The organism is Paenibacillus sp. B1-35, assembly GCF_050474385.1.
GTDB classification, from domain to species: Bacteria; Bacillota; Bacilli; order Paenibacillales; family Paenibacillaceae; genus Paenibacillus_B; species Paenibacillus_B alvei.
The window spans coordinates 1573346-1595721 of sequence record NZ_JBCHVJ010000001.1 but is presented as its reverse complement, the minus strand read 5'-3'; the positions used below and the strand labels follow the sequence as shown (position 1 = coordinate 1595721).

10 protein-coding genes, 1 pseudogene and 2 CRISPR repeat arrays (1 of these 13 cut by a window edge) are annotated in these 22376 nt (G+C 46.0%); all 11 genes and pseudogenes read left to right on the top strand.

The genetic code is table 11. The features are described 5' to 3' along the window. Positions 1 to 8: 8 nt before the first annotated feature. The 11 genes and pseudogenes from ACQ5BJ_RS06850 to cas2 all read left to right on the top strand — a co-directional run bounded on the left by ACQ5BJ_RS06850 (position 9) and on the right by cas2 (position 21296). Positions 9 to 7223, top strand: coding sequence for an amino acid adenylation domain-containing protein (locus tag ACQ5BJ_RS06850; protein WP_430109226.1), 7215 nt, complete (start codon positions 9 to 11; stop codon positions 7221 to 7223). Between the two features lie 384 nt (positions 7224 to 7607). Further along, complete coding sequence (locus tag ACQ5BJ_RS06845) at positions 7608 to 7829, top strand: MbtH family protein (RefSeq protein WP_430109224.1); 222 nt, start codon at positions 7608 to 7610, stop codon at positions 7827 to 7829. Further along, entirely contained in the window at positions 7826 to 9295 is a 1470-nt protein-coding gene (locus tag ACQ5BJ_RS06840; RefSeq protein ID WP_430109221.1) for an MDR family MFS transporter, read from the top strand. Before ACQ5BJ_RS06845 ends, ACQ5BJ_RS06840 begins: the two co-directional genes overlap by 4 nt. A gap of 258 nt (positions 9296 to 9553) precedes the next feature. Continuing rightward, positions 9554 to 11957: direct repeats of the CRISPR family, unit length 30 nt; unit sequence GTTGAACAGTAACATTAGATGTATTGAAAT. 308 nt (positions 11958 to 12265) lie between these two features. Further along, a complete protein-coding gene (locus tag ACQ5BJ_RS06835; protein ID WP_171419973.1) occupies positions 12266 to 12970 on the top strand; it encodes a CRISPR-associated protein Cas6 in 705 nt (234 codons plus the stop codon). Positions 12971 to 12992: 22 nt separating this feature from the next. Further along, positions 12993 to 14900, top strand: coding sequence for a hypothetical protein (locus ACQ5BJ_RS06830; protein ID WP_005546398.1), 1908 nt, complete (start codon positions 12993 to 12995; stop codon positions 14898 to 14900). A 24-nt stretch (positions 14901 to 14924) separates the two neighbouring features. After that, a complete protein-coding gene (locus tag ACQ5BJ_RS06825; RefSeq protein ID WP_430109217.1) occupies positions 14925 to 15914 on the top strand; it encodes a type I CRISPR-associated protein Cas7 in 990 nt (329 codons plus the stop codon). Between the two features lie 11 nt (positions 15915 to 15925). Next, the gene (gene cas5b, locus ACQ5BJ_RS06820) at positions 15926 to 16726 is read left to right on the top strand and encodes a type I-B CRISPR-associated protein Cas5b (RefSeq protein WP_005546401.1); all 801 of its coding nucleotides are present in this window, start codon (positions 15926 to 15928) and stop codon (positions 16724 to 16726) included. 79 nt (positions 16727 to 16805) lie between these two features. After that, complete coding sequence (locus tag ACQ5BJ_RS06815) at positions 16806 to 19484, top strand: CRISPR-associated helicase/endonuclease Cas3 (protein ID WP_005546402.1); 2679 nt, start codon at positions 16806 to 16808, stop codon at positions 19482 to 19484. Next, complete coding sequence (locus ACQ5BJ_RS06810; RefSeq protein WP_005546403.1) at positions 19481 to 19975, top strand: CRISPR-associated protein Cas4; 495 nt, start codon at positions 19481 to 19483, stop codon at positions 19973 to 19975. The genes ACQ5BJ_RS06815 and ACQ5BJ_RS06810 overlap by 4 nt, the downstream gene beginning before the upstream one ends. Further along, a pseudogene (gene cas1b, locus ACQ5BJ_RS06805) lies at positions 19936 to 21008 on the top strand (type I-B CRISPR-associated endonuclease Cas1b). The gene ACQ5BJ_RS06810 and the pseudogene cas1b overlap by 40 nt, the downstream one beginning before the upstream one ends. A gap of 6 nt (positions 21009 to 21014) precedes the next feature. Further along, positions 21015 to 21296, top strand: coding sequence for a CRISPR-associated endonuclease Cas2 (cas2, locus tag ACQ5BJ_RS06800; protein WP_005546407.1), 282 nt, complete (start codon positions 21015 to 21017; stop codon positions 21294 to 21296). A 176-nt stretch (positions 21297 to 21472) separates the two neighbouring features. Continuing rightward, positions 21473 to 22376: a CRISPR direct-repeat array (repeat unit 30 nt; unit sequence GTTTGACAGTAACATGAGATGTATTGAAAT) (it continues 903 nt past the right edge of the window).

Here is a 22376-nt window from a genome sequence, read left to right as displayed (position 1 = left end):
TCATCATCATGCACGATCAGGAGAAGGAACGATGGCCGCTATCGGGAGCGCAGGCTGGAATCTGGTTCGCGCAGCAGCTCGATCCTGACAACCCTATATTCAACACCGCTGAATGTGTGGACATCCGCGGGCCGATAGATCCTGCTCGCTTCGAAGCGGCCCTGCGTCAGGCGGTGACAGAGGCCGATGCGCTGCATATCCGCTTCGGAGAGGATGCAGACGGTCCATGGCAGAAGATCGTTCCCACAGATGACTGGATGCTGCACATGATTGACCTGAGCAGAGAGGCTGACCCGGAAGGCGCAGCCCGAGCGTGGATGAACCGCGATATGGAGAAGCCCGTTGATTTGCACACAGGGCCTCTCTTCACGGAGGCGCTGTTTAAGATCGAGAGCGAGCGTTATCTCTGGTATCAGCGCATTCATCATATTGTCATTGACGGATTCGGCGCAGCATTGCTGATGCAGCGCGTGGCGCAAAACTATACAGCATTAACCTATGCTCTTCCGAATGGAGCAGGAACGTTCGGTTCCTTGCAATCCATTTTGGAGGAGGATGAGGCATATCGTTCATCGGAACAGATGAACCGCGACCGGGAATTCTGGCTGGAGCGCTTCTCCGACAGGCCGGAAGCAGTTAGCCTAGGAGGACATGCGCAGCGAACGGCCCGTCGCTTCGTGCGCCGCACTGCGCATATTCCAGCCGCCACGGTGAGTGGATGGCAGTCGATTGCAGCTGAATCGGGAACAAGCTGGCCGGATGTTCTTGCAGCAGCGACCGCAATTTATGTGCATCGGATGACACAGGAAGAGGAGGTCATTCTCGGTCTTCCTGTAATGTGCCGACTAGGATCAGCCGCACTGCGCGTTCCCGGCATGGTTATGAATTTGCTTCCGCTTCGTGTGGAGGTGAGTTCGGAGAAAAGCCTTGGCGATCTGCTGCGGGAGGTGTCGCGTGAGATTCGCATGATTCGGCGCCATCAAGGGTATCGCCATCAGGATTTGCGCAGAGACTTGAAACTGCTTGGCGACAACCGAAGGTTATTCGGCCCGCTCATTAACGTCATGCCTTTTGTCGAGGATGTCAGCTTCGCAGGCTATCGCGGCAAAGTCAGCAACCTGTCCGCAGGGCCTGTCGATGATTTGACGATTAACGTATACAGCCATGCGGATGGCAGCGGGCTGCGTCTCGACTTCGACGCGAATCCCGAAATCTACAGCTTGGACGAGCTGTATGCCCATCAGAAGCGCTTCCTGCATCTATTGGATGGAATTGCGCATGCCGAATCGAATCGGCCTCTTGGACAGCTTCCGGTGATTACGCCTGAAGAACGCCGACAGGTGCTTGAGGAGTGGAACGATACTGCATATGATGTGCCGAGCATAAGTGTGCCAGAGTTGTTCGAGGAACAGGTGGAGCGCGCTCCCGAGGCAGTTGCGGTCGTGTGCGAGGACGACCTGCTTCGATATGGAGAGTTGAATGCGAAGGCAAATCGGCTTGCCCATTACCTTATTTCTTACGGCGTCGGGCCCGATCGTATTGTGGCGCTTTCTCTCCCACGCTCGCTGGATGCGGTCATTGCCATATTGGCTATCCATAAGACAGGAGCCGCTTATTTGCCGCTTGATCCGGACTATCCGTTCGAACGGCTTGCCTATATGCTGGAGGACGCCGATCCAATCTGTCTGATTGCGACGAAGGAGACGTCCGCGAGCTTGCCCCCTTGCAACAGGAAGACCATCGTGCTGGATGAATCGGCAACCGTAGACGCCCTGGTGCAATCACCTGCTCACAATCCTACAGATGAGGATAGGATCAGGGCAATCTCACCATCGCATATTTCATATGTCATTTACACTTCCGGCTCTACTGGGAAGCCGAAGGGGGTCATGCTTACATTTGGCGGCTTGGCGAATCTGCTGCATGACATGAAGGTTCGGTTGTCGCTGAGCGAACAGGATCGAATGCTGTCCGTCACTACGATATCATTTGATATATCCGTAATGGAACTGCTGCTGCCGCTTATATCCGGATCCGCACTCGACATTGCCCGCAAGGAAACGATTCTGGATCCGTCCGCACTGGCAAGCCGAATTGCGGCAACAGGCGCGACGATCATGCAGGCGACGCCGACGCTGTGGCAGGCGCTTGCCGACAGAAAGCCGGAACGATTCGCCGGGCTCAAGATGATTTCGGGCGGAGAGGCGATACCGCTCGCGCTGAAGCTGGCGCTGCAGGAGTTGAACGGCGAGGTCAACAATCAATATGGCCCGACGGAAACGACGATTTATTCGACCGCGGGGCTGCTTGATCATAGTCCAACGAACAAGCCGTCTATCGGACGGCCAATTCGGAATACAAGGCTGTATGTGCTCGACAGTTCGTTGGAGCCGGTGCCTCCTGGGGTAGCGGGAGAACTGTATATTGCAGGCGCCGGGCTTGCGCGCGGATACTTGGGACGTGCGGATTTGACTGCTGAGCGCTTCATTGCCGATCCATTCGGACCTCCTGGTACTCGCATGTATCGAACAGGAGATATGGTGCGTTGGTTGGCAGACGGCACGATCGATTATTTGGGACGCACGGATCAGCAAGTGAAGCTGCGCGGATTCCGGATCGAAACCGGTGAAATAGAGGCGCTGCTGGATGCCCATCCTTACATATCGCAAGCAGCGGTTACGCTTTACGAGGATTATGCGGGTGAACGACGGTTGGCAGCTTATGTGGTTCCATCATCATCGTCAGGACTTGAACCTGAGGAACTGCGTCAATATGCAGCACGGAAGCTTCCGGATTACATGGTTCCGTTTGCTTTCGTTGTTCTTGATGCTATGCCGCTTACGCCGAATCGCAAAATTGACCGCAAAGCTCTGCCTGCGCCAGAGCGCGCTGCCGCAGCAGCGGGTCGCGAACCGCGTACACCGCAAGAGGAAATCATATGCGCTCTGTTCGCAGAAGTGCTGGGTCTTGCCCGCGTAAGCATCGATGATGATTTCTTCGCTCTAGGCGGTCATTCCTTGCTCGCGGGACGGGTTATGGTGCGTGTGCGAGAGGCATTCGGCGTTGAGATGAATATCGGAAGCCTGTTCGAAGCGCCTACCGCAGCGTCTCTTGTGCGGCGTCTCGAACCTGCACAGGAGCAAAGACCAGCCATTCGCGCGAGCTTAGGCAAGCGGCCTGAGCGGCTGCCGCTTTCTTTTGCCCAACAGCGACTATGGTTTCTGTACCGGCTAGAGGGGGCAACGCCTACTTACAATATTCCGCTCGTTGCCCGAATGTCGGGCGAGTTGAATGTCGAGGCGCTGCAGGCAGCTGTTTTTGATGTGGTGGATCGCCATGAGACACTGCGCACGATTTTTCCGGATGAGAATGGCACTTCAAGTCAAGTGATACAACATTCCAAGGATGTACAAATACCGTTCCAGGTGCTGGACGTAAGTGAGCAGGATCTGCACGACAAGCTAGAGGAAGCAGCACGATATAGCTTCCGTCTTTCGGAGGAGCCGTCGCTGCGGGTTCACTTGTTCCGGACGGGGGCGAAGGAGCAGGTGCTCTTGTTGTTGCTGCATCATATTGCAGGCGATGGTTGGTCGCTCACGCCGTTGACTCGTGATTTATCGATTGCTTACGAGGCGCGTTGCCGGGGCGAGGCGCCTGCATGGACACGACTTCCCGTCCAATATGCTGATTATGCGCTGTGGCAGGAACGGCTGCTTGGAAGCGCTGATCAAGCGGACAGTCTTATCGCGCGCCAGCTCGATTACTGGACGGAAGCTCTGAAGGGATTGCCAGAGGAGCTGGAGTTGCCTACGGATTATCCGAGACCTCCGGCCGCCAGTCATAAGGGAGGCACCGTCGGGCTGCAAATTGATTCTGTTCTGCATGGTCGGCTGACAGAGCTTGCACGAGGCAATCGGGCCAGCTTGTTCATGGTGCTGCAGGCTGCGTTGGCCGTGTTGTTCACCCGACTTGGAGCGGGCAATGATATTCCGCTTGGAAGCCCGATCTCAGGCCGTAACGATGATGCGCTTGACGGTTTGATCGGTCTGTTCATTAATACACTTGTCATTCGCACCGACACGTCGGGCAATCCAGGCTTCGAAGAGCTGCTGTCCAGGGTGCGCAAGGTCAGTTTGGAGGCGTATGAGCATCAGGATGTGCCTTTCGAGCGCCTTGTTGAAATACTGAATCCGATTCGTTCGCGTGCGAGGCATCCGCTTTTCCAAATCATGCTGGTGCTGCAAAATACGCCGGAGGCGTCGCTGCAATTCCCAGGATTATCGTCGAGCCTGCAGATTAAAAGCGTGGATACGGCGAAGTTCGATTTGACTTGGGAACTGAACGAGCGCCGCAATGCAGATGGAGCGCCAGATGGTCTGGATGGGATTGTAGAGTTCAACGCAGACCTGTTCAAGCGTGATACGGTTGAGATGCTCGCAGCGCGTTATGTGCGCATATTGGAAAGCATCGCCTTAGAACCAAGCAAGCCGATTGGAGAAATCGATATATTATTGCCTGAGGAGCGGAACGATCTAGCGAAGGATTGGCTGGCATGGAGTTCAACTGTCCCCCATGCTGAGCAGGCCACGATTCCGCAATTGTTTGAAGCGCAGGCAGTTCGTTCGCCGCAGGCCATTGCTGTCGTCCATGAAGGCGCGGCAATAACATATGAACAATTGAATAAGCGGGCAAATCGCTTGGCACATCTGTTGATGGAGCACAGGGTTGGGCCTGAGCATATTGTGGCGCTCGGATTGCCAAGGTCGATGGAAATGATCGTTGGCGTATTGGCTGTATTAAAGGCAGGAGCAGCCTACTTGCCGCTTGATCCTGATTATCCCGCGGAGCGGCTTGCCTATATGCTGGAGGATGCAGGCCCTGTATGTATTGTCACGGATCGTCGTACGATTGAAAAGCTCCCGGATGGGGGAATGGGGGCTGTGCCGCGCATCTTACTGGATGATCCAGAAGTGATGCGCCAGTTAGCAAGCTGTTCCGAATCTGATCCTATAGAGCAGATGTGCAGGCGCAAGCTCTCTCCTTACAGTCCGGCTTATATCATTTATACGTCCGGCTCGACGGGCAAGCCGAAGGGGGTGCTTGTTCCGCACCAAAACGTGGTAAGGCTATTCTCCGCAACCGAGCATTGGTTCCATTTCGGCGCCGATGATGTCTGGACATTGTTCCATTCTTATGCTTTCGACTTCTCGGTATGGGAAATATGGGGCGCGCTGCTGCATGGCGGCCGACTCGTCATTGTCCCTCACGCTGTCAGCAGATCGCCAGAGGAGTTCCTGGGTCTGCTTGTGCAAGAAGGGGTAACGGTTCTGAATCAGACGCCGTCTGCTTTCTATCAACTCATGCAGGCGGACAGGGAGCATCCGAACCTCGGGCAAGCACTGTCTCTGCGCTATATCGTCTTCGGAGGAGAAGCGCTGGAGCTAGGCCGTCTGAGAGACTGGTACGAACGGCATGCGGATGATGCGCCGCGGCTTATTAATATGTACGGGATTACGGAGACGACAGTTCATGTCAGCTTCAATGAGCTGAATCGCAATAGCGACGTTCCGGGAGCATCCAGCCTTATCGGCGGATCGATTCCGGATTTGAGGGTGTATGTGCTGGATGATGCACTGCAGCCTGTGCCGTATGGCGTAACAGGAGAAATGTACGTATCCGGAGCAGGTTTGGCGCGCGGCTATTGGGGCCGGCCGGGCTTGACGGCGGAGCGGTTCGTGGCCGATCCATTTGGCCCGCCTGGAAGCAGAATGTACCGCACTGGAGACCTGGCGAAGCGTGTGATTGGTGGAGGACTGGATTATTTGGGCCGTGCCGATCATCAGGTGAAAATTCGCGGCTTCCGCATCGAGCTGGGCGAGATTCAAGCCGTGCTTGCCAAACATCCAAGCGTAGCGCAGGCGGCGGTCATTGTACGGGAGGACAACCCAGGTGACAAGCGGCTTGCGGCTTATGTGGTTCCTGCTGCAAATGCTCCTTGGGACGCGGTGGAGCTGCGCCGACATGCGGCTTCCATGCTTCCCGATTATATGGTGCCATCAGCCATTATTGGGCTGGATGCGCTGCCGCTCACGCCGAATGGCAAGCTGGATCGCAAGGCGCTTCCGGCGCCTGATATTGTCCTTGATGCAGATGGACGCAACCCGAGAACGCCGCATGAAGAGGTGCTCTGCGATTTGTTCGCCGAAGTGCTGGGCCTTCGCCGCGTCGGGATCGATGACAGCTTTTTCGAGCTGGGAGGACATTCACTGCTTGCGGTTCGGCTTATCAGCCGCATCCGCGAAGCGCTTGGGCGAGAGCTTAGCATTGCGGTATTGTTTGAGGCGCCAACCGTGTCTGGACTCGCCGAGCGAATGGAGCTGGATCGGGACTGCGGGAACAGTGCGCTCCAAGTGCTTCTGCCGCTGCGGACGCATGGCGAAGAGATTCCGCTGTTCTGCGTCCATCCGGCAGGTGGCTTAAGCTGGTGCTATGCCGGATTAATGAAGCATCTTGGCGTGAATTATCCAATTTACGGCTTGCAGGCACGCGGAATTGCGCAGGCTGAGAAGCTTCCGCAGACACTAGACGAGATGACGGCTGATTATATTCGCCACATTCGCCTGATTCAACCGCAGGGACCGTACCGCTTGCTGGGCTGGTCGCTGGGCGGCAATGTTGCGCATGCGATGGCCGTGCAACTGCAAGAGGAAGGGGAAGAGGTTGCGTTTCTGGCGATGCTGGACGCCTATCCGAGCCACTACTTGCCGATTCGGGGGGAACCGGATGAGGAGGAGGCGCTGACCGCCCTGCTTGCCTTGGGAGGCTATGACCGCGACAGTATCGGCGATGAGCCGCTGACGATTGCAAGCGCAATCCGCATTTTGCGCAGCGACAGCAGTGCCTTAGCTACACTAGATGAAGCGACGATTATGAATTTGAAGGTTACGTATGAGAATTCGGTTCGCCTGTTAGGTGCTTATGTGCCAAGAAGGTACGAGGGAGATCTGTTGTTCTTCCGCTCGACGATCATTCCAGACTGGTTCGATCCGATTGAGCCGGAGATGTGGATTCCTTATGTGGGCGGCCGTATCGAACGCCATGATATTGCATGCCGGCATAAAGACCTATGCCAACCAGGACCTCTAGCTGAAATTGGGGCGAGCATCCTAGAGAAGCTTCGAAATGCGAGCAGTAGGAAGGACGTTTCTGAAATGCATGTGTAGGTATCTTTTGTATCCTCTATTCTAAGGAGACCATCCTTCTTTTGAAGTGATTAGTTGAGCAAGTTAAGGGGAGAAGGGGAACAAGGGATCAATAGTTGCAACAAAATGCGAACTAAATATTTTCAATGAGCAGTATCTGCATATGGCCAGGGTAGTCGGCTTGGCAATGAAGATCTTACCCGAACTGATTTGCAAGCCGAGGCCAACTGAAATTAATCAGAAATCCATTTTTCAGATTCAAATTTAAAAATTCGAAATCTGAATCTGAAAAAAGGGAAACCAGAATCCGAAATCTAAAATCCAAATCTGAAATCCAAAATCTAAAATCTAAATCCAAATCTGAAATTCACATGAAACCTACATATGAAGGGGAGAGGTTGCAGAGTGGCAAATCCTTTTGAACAAGCAGACGGCTCGTTTTTGGTTCTTCGAAATGATGAGGAGCAATATTCGCTTTGGCCGGCTTTCGCAGCCGTACCTGAGGGCTGGAGCAGGGTTCTTGGCCCCGTTTCTCGGGAAGAGAGCATCGAATATATTAATTTGCATTGGATAGATATGAGGCCTCGAAGCTTGGTGGCGTCAGTGGTGCCGGTAGAGGCTCAATGAGCAGGCGCTTGGATCCGAAAAAAGCAGTGTGCATCGTGTACGTGGCAGCCATGTTCGTGGTTGCCATGGACGCGACCATCCTCAACGTTGCGTTGAAAACGATTAGCGACGAGTTTCACATTCCGCCAGCCGCATCGGGAGCGCTTAACGTAGGATACTTGGTAAGCATTGCGATAGTACTTCCACTGGCAGGCTGGCTGGGAGACAGATGGGGCACCAAGCGCATCTTCTTGCTTGCACTTGCGATATTTACTGGTGCGTCGGTGCTGTGTGGAACGGCTGCAGATGTATACTCCCTGATCTTCTACCGCATTCTGCAGGGGATTGGAGGAGGATTAATTACTCCTCTCGGAATGGCGATGCTGTTCCGGACATTCCCTCCTCAGGAGCGGGCCAAAATCTCGCGGTCGCTCGTGCTTCCAATCGCAATTGCACCCGCAGTGGGGCCAATCCTAAGCGGTGTTATGGTCGAGCACCTTTCATGGCGCTGGATTTTTTATGTGAATTTACCGCTTGGAATTGCTGCTTTGCTGCTTGGCCTTTTGTACTTGCAGGAGCACAAAGAGCCGGAGGCGGGCCGTCTGGATGTTCCGGGCGTCCTGTTGTCGGCACCGGGGCTCGGACTGGTGATGTATGCGCTTAGCCAAGGTCCGCTGCAGGGTTGGAATTCACCTGTAATAACCGTTGCGGGCAGTGTGGGAACGGTGCTGCTGGCAGGACTGGTTTTCGTTGAATTGCGAGTACAGCAGCCGTTGCTGGATCTAAGGCTCTTGCAAGACCGCTTGTTCCGTACGGCAGGACTTGTCGCCATGTGTTCCGCTGCGGGACTGCTAGGCATGCTGTATGTATTTCCGCTCATGTATCAGCATGCGCTGCAAGCATCGGCCTTAGATGCTGGCTTGACGACTTTCCCCGAGGCATTGGGACTTATGGTGTCCTCGCAGCTTGTACCACGCTTCTATCCAAGGTACGGACCCAAGCGAATTATTATTGTCGGACTGCTCTGCACATCGGCGATCTTCGTGCTGCTAAGCATGGTTGGGGCAGGAACAAGCCCGTGGCTCATACGGGGCATGCTGTTCGCGGTCGGCCTCTGCTTGGGACATACAGTCGGAGCCGTTCAGATCGCGGCCTTCTCCAACGTACCTCCAGCCTCGATGGGGCGCGCTACCACTTGGTTCGCAGTTCAAAACAGGCTGGGACCGGCCATAGGAATGGCCGTATTGTCCGCCATCATGGCTGCAATGGCAAGCGGGCAAGTGACGAACGATGCTATAGAAACTGCCAGTGCCGGACAGCTTGAATTGAATCTTTTCGCTTACCGTACTGCCCTGATCGGTGCGGCTGCATTTCTGCTTCTTGGCTTATGTGCCGCCTTCCGAATTAAGGACAGCGACGCCGCCACGACCATGAAATCTCGGCAATCTTCCATTCCTGCGACGAAGCCTGTAAAGGCTGAAGGATAGAGGATAAAAGATCACGTATCTATGCCCAAATATTAGAATTTAATGCTTCAATATTCTATCTTTATTACAGAGATAGTCTGTTTTTCCCAACCGTCGTGGATAAGTGATAGAGGCAATATCCAAGTACAGTAAAGGTTTAGAACAATTTTGACGAGTTTTCAGAAAATTCCGTTTTAGGTTGGGAAAATTATAGTGAAACCCGCGTGGTTGTAGTAAAATTGCTATATTAGTGTTTTGAAAAAGCCTGATTTATCTAGGGTTGAACAGTAACATTAGATGTATTGAAATGTAATAATGGACGAGCGTTGCCGAGTATGAATGTAGTTGAACAGTAACATTAGATGTATTGAAATAAAGAATGACTTCGGCAAGCCAGCACTGCACTATTGGTTGAACAGTAACATTAGATGTATTGAAATTTTGCTGGGGCCCTATCGTCCGTTGGTATTGAAGCGTTGAACAGTAACATTAGATGTATTGAAATTGACAACTCTCTCCCGAAGATTTCACGTTCCATCTGGTTGAACAGTAACATTAGATGTATTGAAATATTGGAGGCAAGTCCTATTACAAAAAACAGCGACAGTTGAACAGTAACATTAGATGTATTGAAATATCTTAGCCCCATCATACCCCTCGTCTTGTGTATCGTTGAACAGTAACATTAGATGTATTGAAATATCAAGTAGATTACAAGGGATGCCGCTGCCAGCAGCGTTGAACAGTAACATTAGATGTATTGAAATTCAATTCCACAATGAATGATATTCAGCACCGGAACCGTTGAACAGTAACATTAGATGTATTGAAATTTCCCCCGATTATTTTGATAGCAAGGAACGCCGCTGGTTGAACAGTAACATTAGATGTATTGAAATACATATAGGGCGGAAGTCCTTCCAAAGAAAGGAGATTGTTGAACAGTAACATTAGATGTATTGAAATTAGTAGACAAATATATGACCACAAAAATAATGTTTGTTGAACAGTAACATTAGATGTATTGAAATAATTCATGATGTTGATGGTGAGTGACATTACCATAAGTTGAACAGTAACATTAGATGTATTGAAATAGTACGTAAGCAGCATCATAGTCACCATCTTCTTTACGTTGAACAGTAACATTAGATGTATTGAAATTGATGAACATTGGTGTTTTCCGTCCCTGCCCGTTCGTTGAACAGTAACATTAGATGTATTGAAATTACCAGCTCGTCCTCGTCGAGTGCATCCATCCAGAGTTGAACAGTAACATTAGATGTATTGAAATTGGGTTTCCCATGGAGAAGACCACCCGGATACGCATAGTTGAACAGTAACATTAGATGTATTGAAATTAGATTCGTGGCGCTACTGCAAAAGCCTTTGATTTAGTTGAACAGTAACATTAGATGTATTGAAATTTCGACAGCCTTTTCCCTTGAAGTAGCAACTAACCGTTGAACAGTAACATTAGATGTATTGAAATTTTGTGGAAAGTGTATGAAACGCTTTATTAAGATTGAGTTGAACAGTAACATTAGATGTATTGAAATATTAATTTTGGCGTATGGTGGTTATACTCGCTTTGCGTTGAACAGTAACATTAGATGTATTGAAATTTGAGCCGGTGGACGCGTCGATCGTATTTCCGGAATGTTGAACAGTAACATTAGATGTATTGAAATAATGGAGTCAAGCTTTCTTCTCGACCCTGCTTGATAGTTGAACAGTAACATTAGATGTATTGAAATCTGATGATCAAGCAACAGTCCAATTGTAGATGGTATGTTGAACAGTAACATTAGATGTATTGAAATTTGGTGTAGACATAGTAGCCTTTTAGGTCGATGTCTGTTGAACAGTAACATTAGATGTATTGAAATACGCTGCCCCCTCTCTAATCTGTACATGCGTGTACTTGTTGAACAGTAACATTAGATGTATTGAAATTGTCCGCACTCTGAGCATGTAATATGTCTATTCCTTGTTGAACAGTAACATTAGATGTATTGAAATTGTCCGCACTCTGAGCATGTAATATGTCTATTCCTTGTTGAACAGTAACATTAGATGTATTGAAATATCCATGGTCGAACCGTGCGGATATGGACAAGGCCGGTTGAACAGTAACATTAGATGTATTGAAATTATGGTACGAACCTTGCGAGCAAGTATGCGGAGCTGTTGAACAGTAACATTAGATGTATTGAAATGGGAATAGTGATATCGCTGATCCTTGTGAATCTCCGTTGAACAGTAACATTAGATGTATTGAAATAGTGTGAAGAATGGTGGGTTAGCTATTCTGGACAACGTTGAACAGTAACACTAGATGTATTGAAATTATGCGCCAGTAGGACCGGCAACCGAGAAACGTTCAGGTTGAACAGTAACATTAGATGTATTGAAATACTACTAATTGACCCGTGATAATCTCCTGCTTTCTTGTTGAACAGTAACATTAGATGTATTGAAATTGGTTTGTGGGGACGCATCAAGATAAATCCGAATGACGTTGAACAGTAACATTAGATGTATTGAAATACAATTGCGGGGCCGAGTTCGATCTTTTTACATCACTGTTGAACAATAACATTAGATGTATTGAAATATCGTGGAATGGATATGGGGATGTAAGGGAAAGTTGGTTGAACAGTAACATTAGAAGTACAAAATTAATAAAAGCGCCACCTATACTGTAGCGCATTCTCCTTTTGAAGGATATTAGTTTTAAAGTTTTATATAAAGACAAAATGATTCTTCCTAACAGTTGTAAATAGTGGTACTATAGTTATAGGAAAATCACACCATGTGTTACTGTTGATTTTAGAACATAATTTAAAGTCAAAAATTTCAATGCATCGCACGCTACAGTTAAATAATGAATATTTAATTTGCTTTCATTCTATTGCTCTACTATATCGTTTCATTACTAGAGTCTGCAATAGGTAATAATATTCAATCTACTTAGGAGAGGGGAACGATATGTACTTTGAATTAAAGGCGACGGTCATGCTGAAGCAGTCGGGACATTATTTGGAATGGCCTGAGCGTATAAGTGCTTGGATCGGAAGGGTCAGCTTGCATGATCCCATGTTGAAACACTCACATTATGAAACCGCATACAAGCATTATGTGTATGGAGCACCTTATCCGAGAGAGAATGATGGAATCTACAAGAAAGGTAAAGTATATGTCATAGAAATACGGAGCTCAATTGAGCAGACGTTAAGACGTATCTCCGCTGCACTGCAAATAGAGAGTGGAGATGATTATCTCGAACTTCTCGCCGTATCAAGTGTAAATAGTAAACGATTAACGCATATTACAGAACTTACGACAGTGACTCCTGCAATTGTAACCATTGATAATAAGCCGTGGGTACCAGGTGGAGATATCGAACTATTGTTGAAGCAGGTGCACGCCAACGCTGAGAAAAAACGTAACAGCTTGTTCCCGGATGAGCCGATTCGACTCGATTATTATTTTGCCGAAGGTATTCAGATATTGAATGGCAAGCCAATTGCTTATTGCTACAAAGGCCGCAAGCTGCTCGGCAACAAGTTCCGATTGTTTATTCGAGAGGATCCTTGGTCGCAGCAACTGGCGCATATCGTTCTTGGATCTGGCGCAGCTGAGAAGGGAGCCATTCTAGGGGCTGGTTTCTGTCTTGCCAAGGGTCTGAATTAATTGCTGAAAGGAGGGGCTGGACTTGCTGCATGACGTATCAGATAGTTATTTGCTGGCCAAAGGAAAGTTTCCTAATATCGTCTTCGATTCTCACCAACCGAAAGAGGGTTTATATATCCGATTACGGCTTGATCAGAGCTGGGAACAGCAAGCTGAGCAATTCACTCAGAATCATATCATTATCCAAGCGAAGGACGATGCAGCACCGAATCAGCAACAATTGTATGATTGGTTTATCACACGGGATTACTATAGTTCACTTATTACAATGAACAAAGCAGTAGATCCGGGCAAACAAATCCATAGCAATAATCCATTTGCACTGTATGCCAAACGCGAGGTGTTCTTGGGGGAGAAGCAGGGCAGCAACAAGTCTACCATGCAGGAGCATGTGAATCGATTTTTGGATATGACGAAGCCGAATGAGATTCAGCAGAAGTGGAACAGTCTGCTCCCGAAAAAGTTACAAAAAGGTGCTGACGCGCTAACTCCTGATATCTTGTTCAGCAATACAGAATACGCAGCAGCATTGGAATATCTCATCAGTGACGAGCGAAGTGAACGTGTTGCTAGAGTTGCTGCATGGTACACGGACAATTTACAACACTTGACGGAGTTTATTAAATCCATTGAATTTAGAAATTACATAAAACTGTTCTTCATTTCTACGCAAGATGACCACACCTTAGAATCACAACGATGTGAGCAAATGTATAGGCTAGAGCACCTCCTTTATACCATTCCGAAAATATATAACAGCAATGATTATAACCAAATAGTTGATGGGCAATTAGTTGGATTGCCGAGCTTCAACGTCAGCATGAATAGTAAAAAGCCATATCTTGAACATAAAAGTATGCGCGTGCAGGTTCCTATCCGTGTATCCCTTCAGGACGCTATTTTAATCAAGCGCGCATCGGAATGGCTTCTGTCAAAACCGAAAAATGTGATGAACAAGCTTTCTTACGTGAAGGACTTCACTTTATCATTCACCGCTAAACCTGAAGGCGCTTATCATGTCTATATAGACGGGAAAGAAAATGAAGTGCTGGATTATGAAAACGTTCCATTCCCTACGGAAGTTTCAGTAAAAATCAGTATTAACAATGTATTGGGGATTACGATGGGGAAAGAGAAAATGAGAAAAGAATATCCCCGTATCGAGAATGTCGAGCAGCTGCAGCGAGAAATTAGCCGCTATTTCTTCAGGGGGCGCATGAATGAACAGTTTGTGCGTGCTGAACCAAAGCCGAAGAGCAATGAGTTCACTTCCATTATGGCTGCGTTGTTCATACAGAGCAGACAAGCTTTTCATGACTGGTTGTATAAAGGGACGGAGATCACAATTCGTCCGCTTTTCGCACGTACTACCTTGCGGCTCATTCAGGAGCAACTGATGTATGTGGAACCTGTCGGACAGAACAATGGGTATTCGCTTGACTTGCGCTGGCTTGCAGATGCCATGAACTTTAGGCTGTCGTTAATATCTTATTTAGAACGAAATGAAGGAGGAATGACTGTGTCAGACCGGATTGCTGAAGTGATGAAATCGTTAAAGACGAAGCTGGAAGCGGGGAACAGTGGTTGTATCTGTAGCAATGATAACGAATATTATTTCCTAGTGGGGCAACTTGCCTATTACTTGAAAAGTCAATCGGAGACTCAGCAAAAAACAGGGGAGTTATTAGGGCCATTCCTGATGGCCAAACGAAGTGAGCAGATGAAGGTTCGCTTGCAAGAAGCCTATATTCTGCATAAGCACAAGATTGGACTTCAACATGTGAAGTTCAATCGGGCATTTTCAAGTGTGTTTGGTTATGTACCAGATGCTGATATGGATGAAGATGGGATGGAGATGTTTATGGCTGGCTTGTTCGCAGATAACTGGTTCTATGAGAAAAACGATAAATCTAGCAATTCCGAAGATTAATTAGTTGCTGAGGAGGAGATTGCAATGGCAAAGAAAAATAACCGGGTTGTAGGGTTAGTTGGAATTGTAAGCAGAATGGCAAATTGGAATGCGGATTTTTCAGGTCATCCGAAAACGATTAGCAATGGACAAATTTTCGGAAGTGACAAAGCGTTTAAATATAGCATCAAGCGATATTGGGAGGAAGAAGGCCATAAAGTGCTGTATATCCGCTCCTATAAGATGGCGGCTGGAAAGGGGAAAGAGGCGGATAAATTACAGCCTCGCTCACTTGATGAGCGCTATGAAGAATTATTTGGAGAGAAAGTATCTTCAAGCTCATCAGAAGTATTAACTCGGTTATTTCAGTGTATAGATGTTATGAATTTTGGCGCTACATTTGCGGTAAAAGAACAAAATATTGGCCTTGCAGGTGCTGTTCAGATTGGACAAGGATTCAATAAATGGGGGAGAACTTCTGTTGAAGTACAGGACATTCTATCGCCGTTCCGTAATTCGAATGAAAAAAGCGCTGACAAGGATGCTACTTCAATCGGTAAAAAGACGACAGTAGATGAGGCACACTACATCTATCCATTTTCCGTGAATCCGAAGCATTATGATCATTATTTGGAGCTTCAAGGCATGGAAGAATTCGAAGGATACACAGAAGAAGCGTACGAAGCCTTCAAGCAAGGAGCATTGATCGGAGCAACGATGCAGAATACGAATAGCAAGTCGGGGGCGGAGAATGCTTTTGCCTTATTTATCGAGTTCAAAGCAGATGTCCCGGCTTACATGCCGAATCTTGATCCATATGTTTCTGTTAGAAAAAATAAAGACCAAACGATTTACGATTTAACAGCTATTGAATCTCTATTATCCGATGCAGATGATTGGATAGAACGCGTAGAAGTATATGTAAATCCTTATGCGGCGGTTGTCAAACTAGCATATCCTCGGGCGAATTTCTTTAATATTTTTACACGGAAAGCGATTGTTCGGGAGAAACAGGAGATGGCTAGTCAGCGATAGGAGGGACAACGATGAGAGCACTCCGATTCGAGCTTAGTGGCGAAACTGCTTTTTTCAAGAAGCCAGATGTAAATGTCCATGCCTATTTTACTTATAGTCACATTCATAAGGTTGCATTATATGGATTGCTTGGCGCAATTATCGGTCTTAGCGGATACGCTCGGCAGCATGAGCGTAATAGGATGAGGTCTACAGGTTCAAAGGCAGATGAAAGTGAAATTGCAATCTTCCCGGAATTTTATGAAGTGCTTCGGGATACTAGAGTCAGTATTGTTCCACATGGAGATCGCGGATATTTTTCTAAAAAAATTCAAATCTTTAACAATACAGTAGGTTATGCAAGCCAAGAAGCAGGCGGAGTATTGAATGTACGAGAGCAATGGATTGAGCGTCCGCATTGGACTGTCTATATAGCGGACTGTAAGGGGTTATCAGATCAGGTATTTGAAAAACTAGCTGATTATATATTGAACTCCAAAGCGGAGTTCATGCCGTACTTAGGAAAAAATGATCACCCCGCCACTATCTCGAAGCCATGCTTAATCGAATTGGAACAGTTGGATGAGGCCCCGTATTATATAGATTCTTTACGGGCAGCCCACATTGGATGTGATGCTCGTGGAACTATTAAAAATAGAGGGCTGCAGAGTTACTTTCAGGAACATATGCCTGTAGGCTTGAATGCAGCCAATAATGGATATGTCACGCAACCGTTGGTGTATACCAATCAAGAGATTGATCCGGATACCTTGAAGGAATCCGATTGGAGCAGACTATATGCAGATGGTGATCAAACATTGTATTTTCTATAATTGAGCATCATATGCACGCACAGCTGGAAAGGGTGTTCGAATCCTTTTCAGCTGTTCTTTGTACGAAGGAGGTATTGAAATGCCGACGGATATGCACATCGCGAAGTGGCTAACAGATGAAGCGAGAGGAAAACTGCATGCACATCGTCCAAATGATGAGAGTCCACGCGCAGCAGAGACACTTGAGGAGCATAGTGATCTCGTTATGCATTATGCAGAGATGCTATTGGCCAATAATGGAGCAGGCGAAGCTGTGGAACGGGCAATTAAGCTTCTGAAAATTGACGGAGAAGAATTGAGTGAATCTGTAAGGGACACCGTTCGGAGATATTTTGAACAGGCGATCTATCTTCACGACCTTGGAAAGTTAAATCCAGCGTTTCAGTGGAAGAAGATGAAGAACGGAGTGGTAGGACAGCGTGGCAAGCTGGGAAACAGTCACCATTCCTTGTTATCTTCGGTATTGTATCTACATATATATTTGTCTGAATTACGAATGAAGGAACAATCAGGCGAATTATCTTCAGGCAAGCGCCGCAACAAGAAGATATTCGCTTTTTTGCGTCATATTCTGTATGTATTTGCTTATGCAATTTCCCGTCATCATACCTATTTAGGTGATTTGGAGGAACCTGCTGGCGATCAATTAACTGTATTTGAAAAAGATATTCAGCGCATGCATGAACTTGTTCGAGAGAACCCTGATTATGTGTTCTACTATCGGCAGAAAGATTCCTTACTGCAGAACGAAGCTTTATTTCAAGATATTGTGGCAGCCAGAAATGAACGATTTACTGATATGCACCCGCCATTTCCGATGTACATCCTTGTCAAGCTCCTGTATTCCATTTTGGTATCGTCAGATTTTCGTGCTGCTTATCATTATGCAGAGCAAAAAACTGTTGAGTTGCAGTATTTCGGGAAAGGGTTTCTCCTTCAGCCAGTCATTGATGCCTATCGGCGGGGCGAAATATACAAAGGAATCATGCGCTATCAGCAAAATCCGGAAACTTCGGAAATAAGCGAGATGAACCGTTTGCGCGCTATGCTGTTTTTAGAAACGGATAAACGATTGCTGGACAATATCAACGAATACATCTTTTATCTTGAAGCCCCTACCGGATCGGGAAAGACCAATATGTCGATTAATCTTGCCTTACAATTGCTTAATAGCAATGTAAGTCTTAATAAACTAATTTATGTGTTTCCTTTCAATTCGCTCATCGAACAAACCAAGAAAACCTTGGATGATGTGTTTGCTCCAATAGCGTCTAATCAGTACAAAATCGAAGTTATTAACTCGATTACACCTATGGTTACCGTCTCCGAACAGGAAGCGGTAGAGGGAAAAGATGAGAATAAACGCGAACCAGACTTTGATTATAAATCGATTCTTCTACAGCGTCAGTTGCTTCAATACCCAGTGACTTTAACCTCACACGTTAATCTGTTCAGTTATTTATTTGGAACGGGAAGAGAGTCGAATTTGGCATTTGCCCATCTGTGCAACAGTGTCATTGTTCTAGATGAAATACAGAGCTATCGAAACGTATTGTGGAAGGAGATCATTCACTTTCTGAGGTCTTTTGCAGAGATTTTGAACATGAAGATCATTATTATGTCTGCCACATTGCCGCAATTGGATCACTTGTTGGAACGAACAGATGAGAACAAGTGTGCAGAGACGTATTCCTTGGTACATAGCAGGGAGAATTACTTTACTCATCCGCTCTTTCGTGATCGGGTACAGCTTCATTTCGAATATTTAGCAGATGGAAGAATCGATATGGAGCGATTGTTGGATCAAGTCGTTGAGATATTTCAGGAACGTAAGCAGCGGGGAAAAAGCAACCGCATCTTGATCGAGTTTATTAGTAAGAACTCAGCACGCATTTTCTATGATATGATTCGTCAACAGGTAGGCATGTCTGTCTATGAATTAACAGGTGACGATAGCCACTTTTATCGCAATGAGCTGTTGAAGTTGTTAGGCAAAGACGCGGACGGAAACTTTCACTTGCAAGAGGTAATTGTAGTAGCTACCCAAGTGATTGAAGCGGGTGTGGACATTGATATGGATGTCGGCTTCAAAGATATTTCATTGCTAGACAGTGAAGAACAATTTCTTGGGCGTATTAATCGCTCCTGTAATCGAGCGGATTGCCATGCCTTTTTCTTTGATATGGACAAGGCGAATATGATCTATCGCAGTGATTGGCGTACAGAGTATGATCTCCATCATGCAAACTATCAACAAATGCTGCGTCATAAGGACTTTCAAGAGTTCTATCAGTTGAATATGAGGCGAATTCTGGAGTCTCGTCAGCGAGCGGATCAGAACAATTGGAATTATTTCATCAATGACGTGCAGTGTCTGAACTTCCCGGCAATACAACGACATATGGAGCTTATACCCGATAAGAACGTTTCTTTATTTCTTAACTATAATTTGGATACAGAAGAGGGTAAATTATGCGGTGAAAGCGTATGGAGAGACTATGTTCGTCTAGTTAGCGATCGACAGATGGATTACTCTGAGCGAATGGTCAGATTATCTATTGTAAGGCAGCAGATGAACTATTTTACTTACACGTATCGTGTTGTGAATGGAGAAACTCCGCGCATATATACGGAGCGAATCGGATCGCTGTATTATGTTCCGAATGGAGAGGAATATATGGATTGGAATGAGCAGACGCGTTCGATGAAGTTCAATCGATTCGCATATGAGCAGGCTGAGAGGGGGCCTCTTCTATGAAGATAACGGGAACGATGGTGAACTATTATGTACACTGCCGCAGACAATGTTGGCTGTTCGCAAATGGTGTAAAGTTGGAGGATGATAGCGAAGATGTGCGAATCGGCAAGATTATGCATGAGTTGCAAAGCGAAGGCAAACAAAATCGGGAAGTAGCAATTGAAGGCATTAAGGTAGACAAGCTTACGGATTGTTATGTGACAGAAATAAAGAAATCTGATGCAGATGTTGAGGCTACGAAATGGCAGACACTTTATTATATGTATGTTCTAAAGCAAAAAGGAATGGAGCGCAAAGGAATGCTTCAGTTTATCGAACGGAATAAAGGAACGAGCAGGACGATTGAACTGGAGCTCGATGCGAAGACGGAGGAAGAGCTAGTAATAATGCTGAAAGAGTTAGAGGCATATATTCATCAAGAACGGCCAGATAAGGCTGTTGAAGATAAGAAATGCAAACGTTGTGCTTATTACGCTTACTGTTTTCTTTAAACATGGGAGGGGAATACATGTCTAGAAACAAGTCTGCTTCTTCAACAAGATATATTCGAACTCCAGGGACACTGGGAAGAGAGGATAACTCTTTAACCTTTCGCAATGAGAAAGGAATTATTCATTTGCCGATTCATGGAATTAAGGAACTCTACTTGTTAAATGAAATATCGCTGAACAGTAAGCTGTTTTATTTTTATCAGCTGCAGGAATAACCGTTCACTTTTTTGATTATTATGGTCACTTTAGAGGCACCTTTTATCCGAAAGAAGCGAGGGTTAGCGGGAAAGTGAAGCTTTTACAGGCTAAGGCTTGTTTGGAACGAAGGATGCCAATTGCAAAAGCATTTGTTTTAGCGATTGCGCTTAACATTCACGAAGTGCTCTATCATTATTATAAACATGGGAATAAGGAGATCAAGCCTTATTTGGATTGGTTAAAGCAAGATGTTCCTCGCCTGTTGGACAAAATTAATGATATTTCCCGTCTTCTTAGTGTGGAAGGTGAGATATGGCGCCGATTTTATGATACTTTCAAGACATTTCTACCTGAGGAATTTAAAATGAACAAGCGGGTTAAGCGACCGCCAGATAATCCTTTAAACGCCATGATTAGCTTTGGGAATATGATATTGTATACGAAAACGATAACTCAAATATATCATACTCATCTCGATCAGAGCATTAGCTTTTTACATGAACCAAGTGACCGAAGGTTCTCTTTAAGTCTTGATTTATCAGAACCTTTTAAGCCGTTACTAGTATACCGAACGATTTTTGAACTCGTAAACAATCGTAGAATTCAAGTAGGAAAGCATTTTGAGAAAAAGTATAATTATTGCCTTCTTAATGATGCGGGGCGAGATGTTTTTATAACAGCGTTAGAGGAGCGGATGGAGCAAGTATTCGATCATGGAACATTAAAAAGAAAGATAAGCTATTTAACCGCAATAAAGTATGATGCGTATAAATTAAAAAAACATATTGTTGAAGAAACACCGTTTATGCCTTTTCTTCTTAAAGAACGGAGATGAGCGAGGATGGGGAAGAACTATAACTATGTCATTTTAGTTTATGATATCGGAGAAAAGCGTGTAGGACGCGTATTTAAAATATGCAAAAAATATCTGGTACATTTTCAGAAATCAGTGTTTCGTGGAGCGATTACACCTGCAAATTTATTGAAATTGCGAGGTGAATTGAAGAAGGAAATTGATAAAGAATCTGATTTTGTAGCGATATTCAAAATGACTGGTGACTACGTGTTTGATGAAGAGATTATTGGGGTTAGATTGAACAATTCTGAGTCTTTACTACTCTAATTTTCCCAACCTCTTTCGTACATATAATCGATAGAACCTTAGTGCTACAAGGGATTAGGGAGATTATTGACACGTTATATCATGATTCACTCATAGTTGGGAAATAAATAGCGAAAGCCGCTTGGCTGTAGTAAAATCGACTTATTCAAAGACTAGAAAAACCTGATTTTACTAGGGTTTGACAGTAACATGAGATGTATTGAAATTTTCGATTATTCTACGCTGAGTCCTTGCCAACCTTCGTTTGACAGTAACATGAGATGTATTGAAATAGTAAGCTTGGAGAACATGCAAATTCGCAAGAAGGAGTTTGACAGTAACATGAGATGTATTGAAATGCAGGGACATTTACATCACTTTCTTTTCCTCCACCTGTTTGACAGTAACATGAGATGTATTGAAATACGGGCGGCGGATCGGTTGTTCCTCCACCCGTTGATGTTTGACAGTAACATGAGATGTATTGAAATTCGCAATTCTCGTATACGAGCCAAGCACCTGGTTGTGTTTGACAGTAACATGAGATGTATTGAAATAAATAATAAGTAGAAACTCCATTAGAATATATAGAGTTTGACAGTAACATGAGATGTATTGAAATGTTACATGCAGTTTAAAAGTGTACTCAGTATCTGCTGTTTGACAGTAACATGAGATGTATTGAAATATGTGTATGAGTTTGACGTTTTCGGGAAAGTAAACGGTTTGACAGTAACATGAGATGTATTGAAATTCCAGATACTAAGTACATAGTTAAAGGTTTAACGCCGTTTGACAGTAACATGAGATGTATTGAAATATCTTTCGTTGAATGTGCTTCGCCTGTTCTTTCAACGTTTGACAGTAACATGAGATGTATTGAAATAGCCCTTGGAACTTCTGCCACTCTGTTGGTCTATCCAGTTTGACAGTAACATGAGATGTATTGAAATATCGTCAGCAGGAACGCTTTCCACGAATGTAGGCATGTTTGACAGTAACATGAGATGTATTGAAATTATCTTCTGCGCCAGTTGTAAGCTCCGTTGTAACCGTTTGACAGTAACATGAGATGTATTGAAATGAGCTATGCCGACTATT

What these genes read in the sequence shown, in the direction of transcription:
- ACQ5BJ_RS06850 (WP_430109226.1), top strand. Translation starts at nt 9, where the DNA reads ATGCACGATCAGGAGAAGGAACGATGGCCGCTATCGGGAGCGCAGGCT.
- ACQ5BJ_RS06840 (WP_430109221.1), top strand. Translation starts at nt 7,826, where the DNA reads ATGAGCAGGCGCTTGGATCCGAAAAAAGCAGTGTGCATCGTGTACGTG.
- ACQ5BJ_RS06835 (WP_171419973.1), top strand. Translation starts at nt 12,266, where the DNA reads ATGTACTTTGAATTAAAGGCGACGGTCATGCTGAAGCAGTCGGGACAT.
- ACQ5BJ_RS06825 (WP_430109217.1), top strand. Translation starts at nt 14,925, where the DNA reads ATGGCAAAGAAAAATAACCGGGTTGTAGGGTTAGTTGGAATTGTAAGC.
- cas5b (WP_005546401.1), top strand. Translation starts at nt 15,926, where the DNA reads ATGAGAGCACTCCGATTCGAGCTTAGTGGCGAAACTGCTTTTTTCAAG.
- ACQ5BJ_RS06815 (WP_005546402.1), top strand. Translation starts at nt 16,806, where the DNA reads ATGCCGACGGATATGCACATCGCGAAGTGGCTAACAGATGAAGCGAGA.
- ACQ5BJ_RS06810 (WP_005546403.1), top strand. Translation starts at nt 19,481, where the DNA reads ATGAAGATAACGGGAACGATGGTGAACTATTATGTACACTGCCGCAGA.
- cas2 (WP_005546407.1), top strand. Translation starts at nt 21,015, where the DNA reads ATGGGGAAGAACTATAACTATGTCATTTTAGTTTATGATATCGGAGAA.